12 protein-coding genes and 1 pseudogene are annotated in these 17286 nt (G+C 47.2%); 2 read left to right on the top strand and 11 right to left on the bottom strand.

Features of this window, described 5'->3' with window-relative positions; all coding sequences use genetic code 11:
• Positions 1 to 2: 2 nt before the first annotated feature.
• Complete coding sequence (locus JM642_RS13125) at positions 3 to 392, bottom strand: Cu(I)-responsive transcriptional regulator (RefSeq protein WP_188871737.1); 390 nt, start codon at positions 390 to 392, stop codon at positions 3 to 5.
• A 137-nt stretch (positions 393 to 529) separates the two neighbouring features.
• On the opposite strand from JM642_RS13125, the gene JM642_RS13120 reads away from it, so the two are divergent.
• Positions 530 to 2791, top strand: coding sequence for a heavy metal translocating P-type ATPase (locus JM642_RS13120; protein WP_203431940.1), 2262 nt, complete (start codon positions 530 to 532; stop codon positions 2789 to 2791).
• Positions 2792 to 3146: 355 nt separating this feature from the next.
• Positions 3147 to 4739 (top strand): ABC-F family ATPase, encoded by a 1593-nt coding sequence (locus tag JM642_RS13115; protein ID WP_203431939.1) that lies wholly within the window; start codon positions 3147 to 3149, stop codon positions 4737 to 4739.
• A 104-nt stretch (positions 4740 to 4843) separates the two neighbouring features.
• Here the strand turns inward: JM642_RS13115 and JM642_RS13110 are convergent, their stop codons facing one another.
• The 10 genes and pseudogenes from JM642_RS13110 to JM642_RS13065 all read right to left on the bottom strand — a co-directional run bounded on the left by JM642_RS13110 (position 4844) and on the right by JM642_RS13065 (position 16882).
• Positions 4844 to 5374, bottom strand: coding sequence for a lipocalin family protein (locus tag JM642_RS13110; RefSeq protein ID WP_088585804.1), 531 nt, complete (start codon positions 5372 to 5374; stop codon positions 4844 to 4846).
• Positions 5375 to 5416: 42 nt separating this feature from the next.
• Entirely contained in the window at positions 5417 to 6322 is a 906-nt protein-coding gene (locus tag JM642_RS13105) for an EamA family transporter (protein ID WP_203431938.1), read from the bottom strand.
• A 323-nt stretch (positions 6323 to 6645) separates the two neighbouring features.
• Positions 6646 to 7656, bottom strand: a complete 1011-nt coding sequence (locus JM642_RS13100; RefSeq protein ID WP_203431937.1) for a LamG-like jellyroll fold domain-containing protein — start codon at positions 7654 to 7656, stop codon at positions 6646 to 6648.
• A 61-nt stretch (positions 7657 to 7717) separates the two neighbouring features.
• A complete protein-coding gene (locus JM642_RS13095) occupies positions 7718 to 8737 on the bottom strand; it encodes a sensor domain-containing diguanylate cyclase (protein WP_188871745.1) in 1020 nt (339 codons plus the stop codon).
• 266 nt (positions 8738 to 9003) lie between these two features.
• A complete protein-coding gene (locus JM642_RS13090; protein ID WP_203431936.1) occupies positions 9004 to 10053 on the bottom strand; it encodes a transposase in 1050 nt (349 codons plus the stop codon).
• A gap of 81 nt (positions 10054 to 10134) precedes the next feature.
• Positions 10135 to 10419, bottom strand: a pseudogene (locus tag JM642_RS13085) (alpha-amylase family glycosyl hydrolase); the annotation flags it as partial.
• Between the two features lie 249 nt (positions 10420 to 10668).
• Complete coding sequence (locus tag JM642_RS13080; RefSeq protein WP_055646971.1) at positions 10669 to 11046, bottom strand: DP-EP family protein; 378 nt, start codon at positions 11044 to 11046, stop codon at positions 10669 to 10671.
• Positions 11047 to 11065: 19 nt separating this feature from the next.
• Positions 11066 to 14317, bottom strand: a complete 3252-nt coding sequence (locus tag JM642_RS13075; RefSeq protein WP_203431935.1) for a winged helix-turn-helix domain-containing protein — start codon at positions 14315 to 14317, stop codon at positions 11066 to 11068.
• Positions 14318 to 14685: 368 nt separating this feature from the next.
• A complete protein-coding gene (locus JM642_RS13070) occupies positions 14686 to 16014 on the bottom strand; it encodes a DUF4785 domain-containing protein (protein ID WP_172590977.1) in 1329 nt (442 codons plus the stop codon).
• 10 nt (positions 16015 to 16024) lie between these two features.
• Positions 16025 to 16882: a hypothetical protein gene (locus JM642_RS13065; RefSeq protein ID WP_037431013.1), complete on the bottom strand. Its 858-nt coding sequence runs from the start codon at positions 16880 to 16882 to the stop codon at positions 16025 to 16027.
• Positions 16883 to 17286: the final 404 nt, after the last annotated feature.

Here is a 17286-nt window from a genome sequence, read left to right as displayed (position 1 = left end):
GCTTAGGGTTGATGGTTAAGACTATCAATAATGGCGCAGTGGGGCTGTTCGCCGCCTTGGCACTCGCTGACCATTTGCTGTAACTGGCTACGAAGATTCTGCAATTTACCAATTTGATCCTCAACATAGGCCAAATGGTTGCGGGTGAGTTGCTTCACATCTTCGGCATTGCGGCTATCGTTATTGCGAAGGCCAAGCAGGAGTTTGCAATCCTCAAGGCTAAAACCTAAGTCGCGGCACTGGTGGACAAATTTCAGCGATTCGATATCCCGATGGCGATACACCCTGTATCCCGCCTCGTTACGCTCGCCACAGACAAGGCCGATATCGTGGTAATAGCGTATGCTTTTGACGCTTAACCCTGTGTGCTTCGCGACTTCACCAATTTTCATACTGACCTCAGTTCTTATCTGTTCTAAAGACTCGTGCAGACAAGTGTGATACTTGCCACAAAAACACCCTTGACTCTCCCGTGATGGGAGACTTTATCTTAACCCTATAGCGGTTAAGTTCAAGTGAGGGATCTTCCATGTCGCAGATAAAACTCTATGTCGCCACCATGAATTGTGCGGGATGTGTGGCCAAAATTGAAAAGGCCTTTGCGGCCGAACCGAATGTGAGTGCCCGTATCAATCTCGCCGATAAGCAAGTGACTGTCGATGGCAAGATGAGCAGTGATGCGGCGCTGGCTGTTATGGACAAGGCGGGTTATCCCGCTCAATTGATCGTGGACGCAAAGGCGGCCGCAGAGGAAAAGCGGGTCGAAGATGCGGTGGAGTATCGCCTGCGGATGCGTCAGGCTATCGCCGCACTCGCGGTTGGTATCCCTATGATGTTATGGGGATTACTGGGCGGTGAAATGATGATTAATCGCCCTAGCATGCAGCTTGGCTGGGGCATTATGGGCTTAGTCACTTTAGCACTTTTAGTCGGTACCGGGCGCCATTTCTATCAGGGAATGTGGCGCGCGCTTAAAGCCAAAACTACCAATATGGATACCTTAATCGTGTTAGGTACCAGCACGGCATGGCTCTATTCCATGCTGGTGGTGCTTATCCCGAGTGCGTTTCCAATGGACACTCGCCACGTGTACTTTGAGGCGAGCGTGATGATCTTAGGCTTGATTAACTTAGGCCATGCCCTCGAACTCAAAGCTCGGGGCAAAACTAGCGAAGCGGTGCAGCGCTTACTCGGCCTGCAATCTTCTACCGCGATTCGTATTGGCGACAATGGCGATGAAGAGGTGGAAATCAGTCAGCTTAAATTAGGCGATAAACTCAGACTTCGCCCCGGCGACAGGGTCGCACTCGATGGCGTGGTGGAGTCCGGCCAGTCATTACTCGATGAGGCCATGCTAACGGGCGAACCTATTCCTGTGCCAAAGCATGTTGGGGATAATCTCAGTGCGGGTACAGTTAATGGTAACTGCAGTTTAGTCTACCGAGTGACCGCAGGGCAGCAGGATACGCGCCTTGCCAAAATTATCGCACTGGTGCAGGAGGCGCAAACCTCAAAGATGCCGATTGGTCGTCTGGCCGATAACATTTCGGCGGTATTTGTGCCAACGGTCGTGGTTATCGCCTTACTCGCGGCGGCGATTTGGTATCTTGTTGGGCCAGAACCCGCGCTTAGTCATGCGCTTGTGGTGCTCACCAGCGTGCTGATCATCGCCTGTCCCTGCGCCTTAGGCTTAGCGACACCTATGTCTATCATGGTATCCGTTGGCCGCGCTGCTCAAATGGGCGTCTTGGTTAAAAATGGTGAAGCACTGCAAAGCGCCAGCAAGGTTGATTGCGTGGTGCTGGATAAAACCGGCACAGTGACTCAGGGTAAACCCCAAGTGACTGATATCCATTGGATTGAAGGTAATGACCAAGCACTTAGTGATGAAGACAAGCACGTACTACTTGGCGCTATCGCCAGTCTTGAGCAGCATTTAGAGCATCCGCTGGCCAGCGCAATGGTCAGCTATGTTAAGCAAGCCTCGATTCCATTGCCCGCAACCGAGATTTTTACCAATCATCAGGGTAAGGGCATTGAAGGGCGAGTCGATGGCGCCGACTTTTTAGTGGGGAATCAAGCCTTAATGGCGGCATTTGATGTGCAGTCAGGGGAGGGCGTGACAGGCAACCACTCAGGCTTTGCGATAGAAGCCGCCGCGCAATTTGCCAAACAGGGCAAAACGCCGATTTATGTCGCTAAGGCGGGCAAGTTAGTGGCCACTATCGCCATTGCCGACCCGATAAAAGCCGATGCGAAAGAAGCGATTAGTGCAATACGCTCACAGGGCATTCGAGTAGTGCTGCTGACTGGAGATAATCCACAAACGGCGCAGGCGGTGGCAGCTCAAGTAGGCATAGAGGAAGTGATTGCGGGTGTGTTACCCGAACAAAAGCAGCAGCATATTAAAGCCTTACAGCAGCAAGGCCATGTGGTTGCCATGGTGGGGGACGGTATCAACGATGCGCCCGCCTTGATGAGCGCCGATGTGGGGATCGCTATGGGATCGGGTACAGAGGTGGCGATCGAAAGCGCGGATATGACACTGTTGTCACATCAGCTGATAGTGATTGCTAACTTATTGGCACTTTCCCGCGCGACCATTAGCAACATTAAACAGAACCTGTTTGGGGCCTTTATCTACAACAGTTTAGGTATCCCAGTGGCGGCGGGCGTGCTTTATCCGCTCACAGGGATGCTGTTAAGCCCTGTGATTGCCGGGGCAGCGATGGCGCTGTCTTCTTTAACTGTGGTCACCAATGCGAACCGTTTAAGACAGCAAAAACTGTAACGTATTGGTATTGTTTATCGGCCCGCGAGTGAGCGGGGGCTTACAAATACCGCCCAGTTCAGTGGGCGGTATTTGGATTGTCTGGCTAAAAATGCAATGTTAATTCAGTTGTCATCCAATAGGATTATCTTGGGTTGTATTTGTAAAAATTCAGGTTAAATAAACAGTTATCTTTGGGTTACATGGCTCAGAATCGCTTAAGCATGCGCGGCTCACGGGGCTTTTTAGTTGATAATTTAGCCCAAACTGCTATAGTGCCACGTTTATTTTTACCCCCTCAGGCTGGTGGAAATTGGTTTATGCTTATATGCGCAGCCAATAGTCTGGCCAACATTACTCGATTTGGAAGTTCATTTTGATCACAACAGCGAATATCACCATGCAGTTTGGCGCTAAGCCACTGTTTGAAAACATCTCAGTTAAATTCGGCGGCGGTAACCGTTACGGTCTTATCGGTGCGAACGGCTGCGGTAAATCAACCTTCATGAAGATCCTTTGCGGTGATCTAGAGCCGAGCAGCGGTAACGTATCTTTAGACGTCAATGAGCGTCTGGGTAAACTCAGCCAGAACCAATTCGGTTACGAGGAATACACGCTGATTGACACCGTTATCATGGGCCACCGTGAACTGTGGAAGGTCAAGCAAGAGCGTGACCGTATCTATTCTTTACCTGAAATGAGCGAAGAAGACGGCATTGCCGTGGCAAACCTTGAGATGGAATTTGCCGAAATGGACGGTTACACCGCTGAATCTCGCGCTGGTGAACTGCTACTTGGCGTAGGTATCGGTATTGAAAGCCATTTCGGTTTAATGTCTGAAATCGCCCCTGGTTTAAAGCTGCGGGTATTATTGGCGCAGGCTCTGTTCTCGGATCCTGATGTATTGCTGCTCGACGAACCCACCAACAACTTGGACATCGACACTATCCGCTGGTTACAGGACGTGTTGAACCAACGCGACAGCACCATGATCATCATTTCGCACGACCGTTACTTCTTAAACTCAGTCTGTACCCATATGGCTGACTTAGACTACGGTGAACTGCGTGTTTACCCAGGTAACTACGACGAATATATGCAAGCAGCGACTCAGGCCCGTGAGCGTCTGCTGGCTGACAACGCCAAGAAGAAAGCGCAAATTTCTGAGCTACAAACCTTCGTGGCGCGCTTCTCTGCCAACGCCTCTAAGGCAAAACAAGCAACTTCTCGTGCCCGTCAAATCGATAAGATCAAGCTGGATGAGGTTAAAGCCTCGAGCCGTGTTAACCCATTCATTCGTTTCGAGCAGGAAAAGAAACTGTTCCGTAATGCGTTAGTGGTTGAGAATTTGGCTAAAGGTTACGACAAGCCACTGTTTAAAAACTTAAACCTGATTGTCGAAGTAGGCGAGCGTATCGCTATCCTCGGTGAGAACGGTGTGGGTAAAACCACGCTGCTGCGTACATTAATCCATGATATTCCTCAGGATGAAGGCCATATCCAATGGTCTGAAAACAGCAATATCGGTTATTACGCGCAGGATCACGAGTCTGATTTTGCTAACGACATGACGCTTTTTGAGTGGATGAGCCAGTGGCGTAAACCTGAAGATGACGACCAAGCGGTACGCGGTATTTTAGGCCGTATGCTGTTTAGCGCCGACGACATTAAAAAGTCCGTAAAAGTGCTCTCGGGTGGTGAAAAGGGCCGGATGTTATTTGGCAAGCTGATTATGCAAAAGCCAAATATCCTGATGCTGGACGAACCGACCAACCACATGGACATGGAATCGATTGAATCCTTAAACAATGCGCTTGAAAAATACGAAGGCACCTTGTTGTTTGTGAGTCACGACCGTGCATTCGTATCGTCATTGGCAAACCGTATCCTTGAAATTACTCCTAACGGCGTGAATGACTTCAAGGGCACCTATGATGAGTTCCTCGCGAGCAAGGGTATCGAAGGCTAATTACTTGTTTTAAATAGCCTTAAGTGATCAGATAAAAAACGCCGCTTATTGAGCGGCGTTTTTGTTTATGGTGTTTACCTTGAGTGTTAGCCTCGGCTTAGCGGTTATTGTTTTGCCTCGGCTTGTTGTTCGACATAAATCAAGCTGTCAGTGTCAAAGCCGCGGGCGCTCGCCATGTCGACAAATTGCTTAATCACCTCAGGGGACACGGTTGGAGTTCGGGCTAGTAGCCATAAATAATCCGTATCTGGCCCCGAGATAAAGGCGTATTGATAATTTTGTTGGTCGAGCCCAAAGACTACATACGAACCATAAAACGGCCCGAAAAAGGAGACTTTTAAGTAGGCTTCGTTCTCTCCATTCACAAAATAGGCTTTACCTTCGGCTTCTTTCCATTCCTGTTTGGCGGCAGAATAGCCCCGATTAATGACTTTAACGCCGCCATCGGGCTTAAGGCTGTATTCGGCAGAAACTTGGGTTAATCCGCGCTCGAAGGAGTGGTCAAGCCTCGCAATCTCGTACCATTTGCCTAAATAGCGGTCGAGTTTAAAATCTTTAACGGGTTCGACGTAGTTAGGCATTCCTAGACAGCCTGTCAGGACCAAAGCACTGATCATTAAGAGTAGTTTTTTCAAGTGATGCTCCTATCAAAAAGATTTAGTTTATATTTTACTCATTTATTCATGGTGGCAAACAGAGGGATTTTCAGAGCTTTTTAGGGCTTTGTATTGGCTTAACCAACCTTGTGCTATACCCGCCAGCATTATCAGTGCCACACCTATCAATTGCTGTGCGGTTAATGTTTCATTAAATAACCACCACGCCAGAGTGACCACCACCACAGGTTCCACATAGGAGAGTGTGCCGTAGGTGATTGATGGCAATTGATTTAGAGCTTTTACTGCAAACAGAATAGCTAAAAATCCCGGAAAGAACCCAATTGCCAGCAGCCAAGCAAATTGATTCAGGCTGGGTACTAAGGGTGTGGTTAACACTAAGGGAAGTAGGCATAAAGCGCCAACACCTAACTGTACCAGCGTACTTTGATAGGGCGAGGCGGCACTCGGTTTGCGGTTGATTAAGATAAAGCCACTATAGGTCAGTAACGACAATAATGCATAAAAATATCCCAATATTTCATAATCATATAGCGACTGGCTCGATGTGATGGGCAGCATTAATATAAAGCCTGCTAAGGCGAGTACCACACTTGCCATACTGAATCGGTTGAGTCTTTCATTAAACACAAAGTGCGCAAATACCGAAGACACCACAGGCGCGAGGTAGATGATCATAATCACGGTTGCCATTTGAGTGTATTGAATGGCCTCAATATAAAAAGCCATAAATCCGGCGAGCATAGCGCCATTTATCAAGGTGCGTTTGCTCGGTTTATGGCGAATTTGCTGTCTTTTTCCCGTTAACAGCATATAGGCCATTAAAAATAGCGCGCCGAGTAGCAGGCGGTAAAAGGTAATATGTTCGGCTGGCAGAGCTGCAAAGCGTGCGAATACGCCAATCGTGCCCATTAAGGTGGCAGCCAATAGGGCAAAGAGCAAGGCCAAAGTAGGAGGTGGATTCATGTGTCACCTTTAGCGTACAGTCCAGTACTGTAGAAACAGTCCAACGGGTAAGGACGCTGAGTTTGCCCTAAAATATCTTGCTAGGCTAGCGAGGTATTCGACTGTGCTTTGGGTATCGTGCAAACTAGCTGTTTCGAAGGGGGAGCATTTTATTGGGATTAGACGATCCTGATATCGCATACTTAGACGCAGGTATTTAGGATAAAAGGTCGCTGTATTGCAAATGGTAAGGGGCTTTTTATGAACCACGCTATAACGGGGATCGCTTCAGTCTTTAAGTGCTCATCCGCTTGTCGGAGCGAGCAACGCTCAATCCTAGGATTTTAATAATCCTTAATAAAGCGCAGAGCATGTTTGGCTAGCGTAAAATCGATATTTTCACTGATACGAATTTCGGCGATTAATCGACTCGAAGTAGATTGACTGATAAAGCAATCAAATGTCAGTTCGTTGGTAAGCTGCAAATGAACACGGGAACGATTAGGTGTGAGAGATTTTAATATATCAAAATTTAACGCAATATCGGGATCCTCTTCGTAAAAATAATTAGCATGATAAATAAAGTGTGGCCAATTTTGATTATTTGATTCAATTATATAAGCACAACGATCATTGGCTGGAATAATATTAGATAGCTGTTTTTTGAAATTATTTGTGGTTAGATTGTTTTTAATGAATTTATATTTCGTATCATTAAAAATAACTAGCATCACATCTTGCCTTGTTGAGTTAAGTGGGTTTGAATGAATGTTTTTTAGGGAATGTTTATCTTGTGCAGTATAAATATTGTTTTCGGTGATAGATGACTGACTATCAGGTTGCAGATAATAATTTAGGATTTGATAGTCTGTTAAGTAGTGTTCAATTAAACTGATGTTAGTCATTTCTCCTTCAAAAGATAATGCGTTATTGGACATAGCCTTTAATACACGGTTATCTGTTAAAGGGATAATTTGCTGTTGAACTTCGATTTCATCGCCATCGATATAACATTTTAGCTTATGATATTGGTAGCTGATGGATAATAAATGCCAATAATCATCATTTAAATCACCTGACATCGAAGCCATTTCAATCGATAATAATCGGCTATTAACAACCGATTCAATATTGCCAAGTGCATTTATCTTCACAATAAAGCCCGTATGATTAAACTCACAACAATATTGAAATACTAGTCCTCCATGTTGGTTTTTTATCCAAGCTTGCCAAGTGAAAATATCGAGTGTTTTCGAGCCTAATAAAACGACTTTAGCCGTATTTTCTGATGTTTCTTGAGCGAGGTCTTGAACTAAGTTATTCGAGCTAAAACAGATATTTTTTGAGGTTTTCATGGGTGACATCCTTGTGGTTATGTCATGCATAAACCTTTGGTTTTATTTCAGACAAATATCATCACAGCGAGGTATTAATTCTATCGCGACCATCGGCCTTGGCGCGGTAAAGCGCGGTATCGGCGGCGCATACCATGGCGAGTGAGGTACGGAACTGGCCATTGACTTCACTGGCAATCCCTTGGCTGGCGCTTACCGAGACATAATCCCTGAGCCCTTGGTCGGTAAAGCGAATATTATTAATCCCTTGCTGAATTTTTTGCGCTATGGTCAGCGCCATTTTGGCATTGTGATTAGGCAGGATCAGCGCAAATTCTTCGCCGCCATAACGGGCTGCAAGACCGATTTCGATAGGCACAATGGTGGCGATCACTTTGGCAATTTTTCTAAGGCATTCATCACCTTGGATATGACCAAACTGATCATTAAACACCTTAAAATAATCCACATCGATAATCACTACGCTGATAGGGCGCAGTTTAGCGGTGCATTCATCCCAATGTTGTTGCAGCATTTCATCAAAATAACGTCGGTTCGCCAGTTGGGTGAGGGAGTCGGTGGCGGCCAACTTACGCAGTTTTTGGTTTTCTGCTTTATGGTGAGTTAAATCGTGCATCACCATCACAAACACAGGTTCATGGCTGGGAATATAAGAGATAGACAATTCAACATCTTTGGCCTTACCAGAGGCGCAGATCAGCGTGGTTTCCTGCGCTGGGTGCTGCACGGGGTGACCACAATTGGTGCCTAATTGCACATCGTGGCTCAGGAGATTGTCATAGCGCGCTTGATGATGTTCGGTCAAAAAATTGCGCCAGTCTTGGCCCTTTAAACTCGCCTGCGGGCAATCGAGCAGCTCGGCACTACGTTGATTGCATGAACGGATAAAGCCATTGGCATTCACTAGGATCACTGGCTCGGTTAAATGTTGAATAAAGAGTTCAATGGTCTCGAGGGAAGAATGCTCGAAAAAGTTCAGCGGTAGCTCGGCAGCCTTTGCATGCTGAGTTGCGGGCAATACAGCCTCATCGACAATGGATAAGGCGGGTTGTTGGCGTGCCAGTTTCGGTGAGTTTGTCATTGTTATCTTTCTCCGTGAACTTTAATCATCTGCGCTAGGCGCTTTTCTGAGGATGACTTTATTCTGGTGGAAGAAAAGATACCTTCTGCTTACCTTCTGGTATAATCATATGATTTTAAATGTTTTATTTTTTTACCTTCTGAGTCGTTTTGTCTGCGATTAGGGCGTGGTTGGCTGGGTGCTTGCTTACATCTCGCAAAATTTGGGTTAAATAGCCCCTAATCTGAGGCCTCAAGATTGAGTCGTATACTTGTTATTGGGTCAATTTAATGCAATGTAAGTCCATTAGTTTGCTCGGGATGTAGTGCTTGGCTATGGGATTTTCCTCGACACCATTTGCCACCTTGCTTGTGTTTAAATGCACACATTGCATCCCATCGACCGCTTATGCCACTGTACTGTCGGCGAAACTCCTTGGCTGAAAGTAACCAGGCATCGGATGCTATGCCTAATTCATTAAGTAACTTAGGTCGCTGATTATCAATAAAGCCCTTTTTATCATGGCGGATAGCGCGGCCGGTCCAATCGATAAGCTCAAGATAATCGGCAAAATGAAAGGGGATGCCCGTTTGCTGATGGAGATGCGTTGCACCATCAAATTTTACGAGGGGTTTATGTGGTAATGGCTGAGTGTTATCTACAGGGGGTTGGGTTGACAGTGGTGTGACGCTGTTAGATGAAAGCGCATTCAGGCGCTCTTGAATCGATGTAAAATCAGAGGATTGCAAAGAGTCGGCAATGCCAGCTCGAATAGGATTTAAATCCACGTACATCATGCAGGCTAGTAAGGCTTGTTCATCTAGCAAAGCTTGGGATTTAAAACGACCTTCCCAGAAGGCGCCTTTGCACTCATCTTCTCGATTGGCTTTACGGGCAATCTCTTCATTTAGGCATCGCATAAACCAAGATATGCTGGATAAGCGTTCATGCCATTCGACAATTAAGGCATCGAGTAACATGCGTTCTCCGTCGATTAATGCATCACCATTCATATACTTAGTGGCAATGGCATGGCCTTTAGTGATTTGGCACCAGCGACTGATAATATCTTTTTGCGTTAACGATTTAGCCTTCTCGATGTCAATTTTAAGCACTAAATGGTAATGGTTGTTCATCACTGCATAGGCGCAAATGTCGATACAAAAGATGGTGGATAATGCTTTGATTTTATCGACAATCCAGCCACGTCTATGCTCATAACTGCGGCCAGTGAGTTTATCCTCACCGCACAGAAAAGCCCTTCTGACACAGCGATTAATCACATGATAGAAGGGTGTTGTATTGGCATCGATAAGCATTCTTCTGGCCGAGGTCATGACTCGCTCCAAACAGACAAGGTGAAGATAATCTAAAGACTAGTAGAAGAGGGGACAAAGCACAAAAAGACATGGCTGTCCCCACTTATTTATCATATCTTTTTGCGTTAACGATTTAGCCTTCTCGACGTCAATTTTAAGCACTAAATGATAGTGATTGCTCATCACCGCATAAGCGCAAATATCAATACAAAATATCGCAGGCAAGGCTTTGATTTTATAGACAATCCAGCCACGTCTATGCTCATAACTGCGCCCAGTGAGTTTATCTTCACCACACAAAAAAGCCCTTCTGACACAGCGATTAATCACATGATAGAAGGGGGTTGTATTGGCATCGATAAGCATTCTTCTGGCCGAGGTCATGACTCGCTCCAAACAGACGCAATCAAGATAATGTAAGGCTAGTAGAAGAGGGGATAAAGCACAAAAAGACATGGCTGTCCTCGCTTTTCTGGCCGAGGTCATGACTCGCTCCAAACAGACGCAATCAAGATAATGTAAGGCTAGTAGAAGAGGGGATAAAGCACAAAAAGACATGGCTGTCCTCGCTTTTCGTAAAAAAGGGACAGGGTTAGCTGTCCCAAGCTATCTTAGCGAATTAGGCTGTAGACCTCAGTTTTTAGGATGATTGATAACTTGCGGATCTGGGCTTAACACAAGTAAGGTATTTGTTGTATTACTCAACACAAATTGGAATTTAGTGGTGCCTGGGGTTCTATCTAGGTCAACAAGTTGCACTAACATACCATCGCTGCTGATGGTGACTGCATCAACAATTTCATCAAACGGGGTCACAAAACCTACACCGACAAATTTTAGCCCTTTACCGGTTTGGTCATTGAGCAGGTAAGTTACAGTACCCGCTTGAGTAATGGTCACATCACCTGGGCACTGCTGCCCGTTTGCATCGGTATAGATAAATACAGGTTCTCCATTTTCTAGGGTGACATTCACTTTAATAAATTGTGCAAAGCCTTGTGGTGCCGTCATGTTTATTTTCCTTCTGTGGTTAGAATCGAATATTTTTAATATCTTTTTTTTCTAAAAAAAGAATAAGTTCTTTATTTGTATCAAGTTCCCCTAAACAATCTAGCGATTTTGCATAGGAAATCATAAATATTGGGTCTTTGTTTTTTTCAGTAAAAGGCTTTATTTGTTGTTTTACCTTTTTACATAACTCGATGCTGTAAGGTGATTGGCCAAGTTTTTTATAGATGCTAGCTTGTAGTAACTCACTTATAGCAAGGTTTGCTATGTAGGTGATTTCTTGATTAAAATCGTTTACTAATTCTCTATATGATTCGGTTGCTAATTTTGCATGTCGCAAACTCTCATTTAAGTTCCCAATATTTAGCATGAGTTTTGCTTCGGATAAGAAGATTTTTGCAGAGATATCTTTGTATGTTGAGGACTTGACCAATAAAGATTTGTCATCAAAATTGATGTTAGTTGATTTTTCAATTTCCAAATATTGGCTTTTACTTGTGCTTAATTCAAGAAGTTGTGAATAAGAATAATATTTTAATCTTTTCCAACGCTCATTTTCAGGGTCTTGTTTAAATGCAAACTCAATAGTAGCAAGTCCCAAAGAGGCTTTATTCAACGCTTCTGTTAGGCGACCTTGATAACTTAAAAGTGTGGCGATGTTTTGATAACTTCCTGTGAGCCTATCGAGCAAATAAGGTTGTTTTTCAAGATTTTTGGTTGCCAAGGTTTTTTGTATTTCCTCATGGATTTGGATAGCCGTATTTATATCTCCTTGTGATACAGCTGCGCTGGCTAACCAAGAACGAGTATCGGCCACATCGGCAATCAGTTGGCTATCTTCGGGGGCTTTGGCCAGTGCCAATAGCTTTAATCGTAATGACTCCTCAAAATCTTGCTGCGCGTTAGCAAATTCCTGTTGGTTTATGGAAACAGAACCCAGCGAGTTATGGGCATAGGACAGCTCCATCAGCGCATCTCTATCCTCAGGCGCTAGGGTATACATGGTTTGGCTATAGGCTAAATACTGCTCGAAGAAGGGGCGTGTGGCAGCCCAATCACTTACATCATATTTAAGCTGACCCAACCAAAAGGCATTGGCGCCTAAGGTTTTTAGCAGGGCTAAGTTGTCTGGCTGCAATTCGAGTAGCGGCAGCATTTTTTCCTGCGCGGCGAGTAGGGCGCTGCGGGCTTCATCGATTTTATTGCGTGAATAGGCGACTTCGCCCATGGCCTCTAAGGTTTGCCCATGCTGGAAGCGGGCGTCGAAGCTTAAGTACTTTTCATCGTCTTGGCTGGAGAAATCCGTGAAATATTCCAAGGCCTTATTACTGATGCCGTCGAGTAAGTCCATCCGGCCGATGCCGCGCATCTTATCGGCGAAGTCACCCACCATAAACCCGAGCAGATCTTCGGCGGCGAGGCGTTTTTGCTGGGCAAGCTTTTCGGCTTCGATACTGCGAACGCTCATAATGACCGAGGTTAAGGTGAGTACGCACAGCAGGGCGACGGTAATGCGCCTCGTCCAGCGCAGCATAGTGGCGCGTTTGCTGGAGGCGGCAATAAAGTCGGTTTCCCGCTCGTCTAAGTCAAATAAGGGATTTTGCCTAAGGCTTTGGGCCTCTTTTAAGGGTTTACCCTCGGCCAGCAAATAGGCGCTGTGTTTGGCTTCGCTGAGCCAGCGCTGGGATAAATGCTGTAGTCGGCTCTTAATGCTGAGGCTGTCGTTATGTTCGCTGATCCACGCCGTTGCCCTTGGCCAGCGGCGCAGCAGGGCTTCGTGGGCGATGCTAAAACAGGGCTCACCATTTTGCAGATGGGACACAAATAAGCGGCTATCGACCATAGCCTGCACTAGGGCGGTTTCAGCCGCGCTTTGTAACTGCGACCAGCGGGCGGTGCGGCTGGTGATGGATTTTTCATCCTCACGCAGGGTGACTAACAGGGATAAAATCCGCGGCAGACTGGCCTTTTCGGCCTCGCTTAAATGGGAGATGGCCTGCTCGGCATTTTTACCGATAGCGCCTTCGATGCCGCCCAAGGTGCGATATACAGAGACCAATAGTTTGTCATCGTCGCTGCGTTGTAAATACAGCGCCTGCAAGGTGTATTGCAACATGGGCAGCGCGTCTGGGTTGCTGGCCGCATCGCTACAGAGCATTTCATCGAGCGGCATGGCAGTGTCGCTGTCAATGTCCCAAGTTAAATTGGCGGCAATCGCCGGCAGGCGGATCATCTGCAACAGCTCGGTGCGAGTGGGCGGCGCTAAGTCGAAATGGGCGCCGCGCGCCTTGCCCGCCATCAGGCTGGGGTAATTGACCAACAACGGATAAAAGTCATTACGACAGGCACTTAGAATCAACACCGCATGGGAAGTGGCAAGGCGCTCTAATAGCTCGATAAAGGCGCTGCGCTCGGCGTCGCTAAACAGCGGCGATGATAATAAGACTTCTAATCGATCGATAAATAAGGCAAAGCGTGGTGTAGCATAGGTCTGATTTTTAAGGCTTTGTTTACATATATCGACAATGCTTTGTGGATCTTGTTCAAGCTTGGCGGCAAGCGTATCGGCGCTCATTCCCTCAAAGACTGGGCTGTCGTTTAGCTCCCAGTCGAGCATGGCACTGGCCAGATCGGTGAGCAGTTGTCCCTTGCTGACATCGGCAAAATCGAGGCTGCTGTAGGCCACAACCCCAACGCCATTAAAGCCATTGGCGGCCATAAGGTTAGGTAATACACCGGCATTGATTAAGGAGGATTTACCGCTACCACTCGGGCCTAAAATTAAGCAGAAGGCACGGCCAAACTGGATTTGTTGGCTAATGCGATTTAACAGCGTGCTAATTTGCTCGCTGCGGCCGAAGAATACGTCGGCATAGTTGGCGCTGTAGGCTTGCAGGCCCGGAAACGGCGAGCCGCCTTGCCAGGTTTGTGGCGTGGCGCTGGCCTCATGGCCGACGGGAAAGCGAACCTCGGCTAAGGTGCGATAGCCGCGTTTGCGAATGGTCTCAATGTAACGGGATTCGGTGGCACTATCGCCTAAGGCGCGACGTAACTGGTTGATAATTTTGTGCAGTGGATTATCACCCGTGTCGACTCCCGGCCAGCAATGGCTGACAATCTCGTCGCTGCTGACCACTTCACCGGCGTTTTGGCAGAGAAATAACAACACATCCATCGCCTTAGGTTCAAGTTGTTTAACTTGTTTACCAAGGAGTAGGCTGTTGGCGCTGGGATTGACTTGCCATTCACCAAAAAAAAATGTGCTGTCACTCATAGGATTTCCATTGCTTGAGCATCGACTAAGGCGGAGGAATCGCGGTGCCGTTAGCCATTGTTATTTTTATATTCCATTTGCATATGTTGCTATGGGGTTTTGCGTCAAAACATTGGCATTATGCCTAGACTCCTTGTTATTTAAAAGAAGTAAGCTTTTATAATCAATGTAAATTTTATCTTGAAATTGTGACAGCATCTTGTACTGAGACCCATGTGTTGTCACAGGGTTGTGGGATTGCGCGATAATTGCACTTTCGCTTGGGTAAACGCTTGGCTTGGCAGCATAAACTCGGATGACGGGAAAAAAAAGAGTGCCCAAGGTGGGCACTCAAAGCGGTTGGGAAGGGAGAAATGGGTTAAATTGAGTTAGCGCGTAAGCACCAGTGCGTTGGCCTGAAAACTTAACCGTGCCATTTGCCCTTGGTCTTGCAGCTCTAGCTCGTTGAGTTCAAAGGGCGGTTGTAGACCGGAGGCTTGGATAAGTTTGGGGTCAAACATCAGCTTGAGTTTGGGGGATTCGGGCGTTAACCAAGTCGCCGCTTGGGTGCGCATGATCGCGACCTTTTGGCCCTCGGCATTGGTGCCCGTGAGCACGCCACTCAAACCAAAGCGTCCCGCCTCGGCGACAGTTAGCTCAAAGTTGACTTGATTTGGCACGCCTTTATCCCAGATGGTCAATACTTCTGGTTTGATGCTGGCGGAATTGACATAGGACTTAAAGGCGGTTTTCACCGTGCGCAGCACTGGGCGGCCATCGACTTGAGTCTGGACTGTAACTTCGATTTCACTCAGCCCCGCATTGCTGCTGGCGAGGGGCAAGTCTGCGGGCACTAAAGCCTGCCATTCATCCCCCTGTTTCACCATGGCCAGCGCTTGCTCTGTACCATCGGCTTGTTTGAGTTTGGCCTTAGGCGCAAATTGATTATCGCTTTGGCTTAAGGCGAGTTTTACCCCAACCGTTTGGGCATCGGCTGCAATTGCGCTGGGCGCCTTGATGCTTAGTTGATAGGGCGAACCTTTTTCCTTCACGTTGACCAGATAGTTGGCCTTAGCGACCAAGGGCTGGCTGACTTGTAGGCGATATGCTCCGGCCGTGGCTTTTTCAGACATTTGCAGGGCGCTGGAGTCATCGGCTAAGCCTGCGCTGGCTAAGGCGTCGGCACTCACCAGCGATTTAACCAAGGATTCCGTGGCTTGCGGGCTGGCGTTTTTCCCCTGCGGCGTTTGGCCTATCCGCTGAATTTGCACTCGCTCGGGGGCAACGGCATCGGCATGCATTAAGGCGCCTGTGCTGACATCGCCACGGGGCGCAATTCGCACTAAGCTACCCGCTTGGCTCAAGTTAAGCTGCACGCCAGCATTTAGCTCGGCGCCGGTGACATTAAGCCAATACTCATCACTTTGGCTTGCCTGCTCAAGCACGGGTTGACTGGCTTGGTATTCGCCATAGAGCGGAGTGATAAAGCTGACGTAATCGGTACTGGTATTAATCGGCGCGAGAGTTGGCGAGGCGATATTAGTATCGACAAGGTCGCTCTGCGTCGGCGCGGCTAAGGTTAAGCCCTTGGCATACATTGGGCTGGCTTCTTTTTGTGGCTCAGGCGTGGGTGACTCATCCTGACAGGCACCGAGCAGGCTAGCTAATATGGCCAAGCTGACCGCTTTGCTTAAGGTGCGGAGTGTAAAAGGTTGCATGTTAGGCTCCTTAAATATGATTGCGGATCAGCGTGTCTAAGTTAAAGCAGGCACGGCGACTCTGCTGATGGCTTAACGGTTCTTGGCCTCGGGTCTTTTGTTTATCGGTAAACCAGACTGTGCCTGCGGCTTTTTGGGAGCTGCAATTTAAGAAGCCGTCGGAGCAGCTATCGAGCCAGTTTTGGGTGGTTTCGAGGGCGACCTGATATTGATAGCCAGCGCAGTAGCTGTCGCTGTCCCAAATGGCGGAATCCACATCCGAGCCGACAACCACCTCGAAGGGTTTACCTAAACTCGGGCGACCCGAGGTGCCATAGAGCCAAGTGTTGTTGTAGTTTGCCATCCAGCCGACTTGCTGCTGTTTGACTGCATTGCTGCCATAGCCTAAGAGCCAACCTAGAGTCGTTTCGAACACATTGCCTTGATTGACTGCATCGGCCAGCGGCGTGCCGCCACTCGATGGCGCGAGGGCGATGACTCTGGAGGTGGCTTTGATCACCGCAGGATAACGGCTGTCCCAGGTGGGGTTTGATAAAATCCAGCGCACCACATTACCGCCATTAGAGTGGGTGAGCAGGATTAAATCATCAATATTCTTCGCTTGAATAAAGCTATTGAGCTGAGTGGCGAGGCAACCCGCGGCGGCTTCTTCCCACATATATTGGTCGAAGTCACAGTTGATGACAGTGTAATTATTGGGGACGGGTATCCCTTGGCGCACTGAGTTAACAAATTCCGAAGTCCAATAGTCGGCTAACGCATTGGTTTGTTTTCCGGTTCCGTGAACAAAGGCGATACCTGTTGCGGCAAAAACCGCGGGGCTGACAGCTAACAGACCCAAGAGCATTAAGGTGTTTTTTATCTTCATGGGTGTTTCTCATCTCTAGTGATTGAGCGCGGCCTTACAGTGCATTGCAATCGTGAACATTAATCAGGTGTCTGTGTCGATTGACATCGCTGCACTCTGGTGCAAGGCAATCTTAGGCTGGTTTTAAGGAATGCTGCGCAGTAAAACCACTGGGAGTAAAAGTTCACAAGCTGAGTGACCTTGCTATGGTGGACAGGGTAGACTCTTACTCTGGCTTATTAACCTAGTCGCAACATTTGGGGCTGGCAAGCAAAAATTCGCTATATAATTTAATGACATAGCGACAATCTTTTGACTTTGTTTTAATATGACCTAATCGACAGCTAATTGCTTGATCAGTAAACGCTAATAAAACGTATAGCGTATTTAGCCGTTTGAATTGGCTGGGATGGCTCAAAAATTAT

It is taken from the genome of Shewanella sp. LZH-2 (assembly GCF_016859145.1).
GTDB lineage: Bacteria > Pseudomonadota > Gammaproteobacteria > Enterobacterales > Shewanellaceae > Shewanella > Shewanella xiamenensis.
This window is presented reverse-complemented; position numbering and strand designations above follow the sequence as displayed.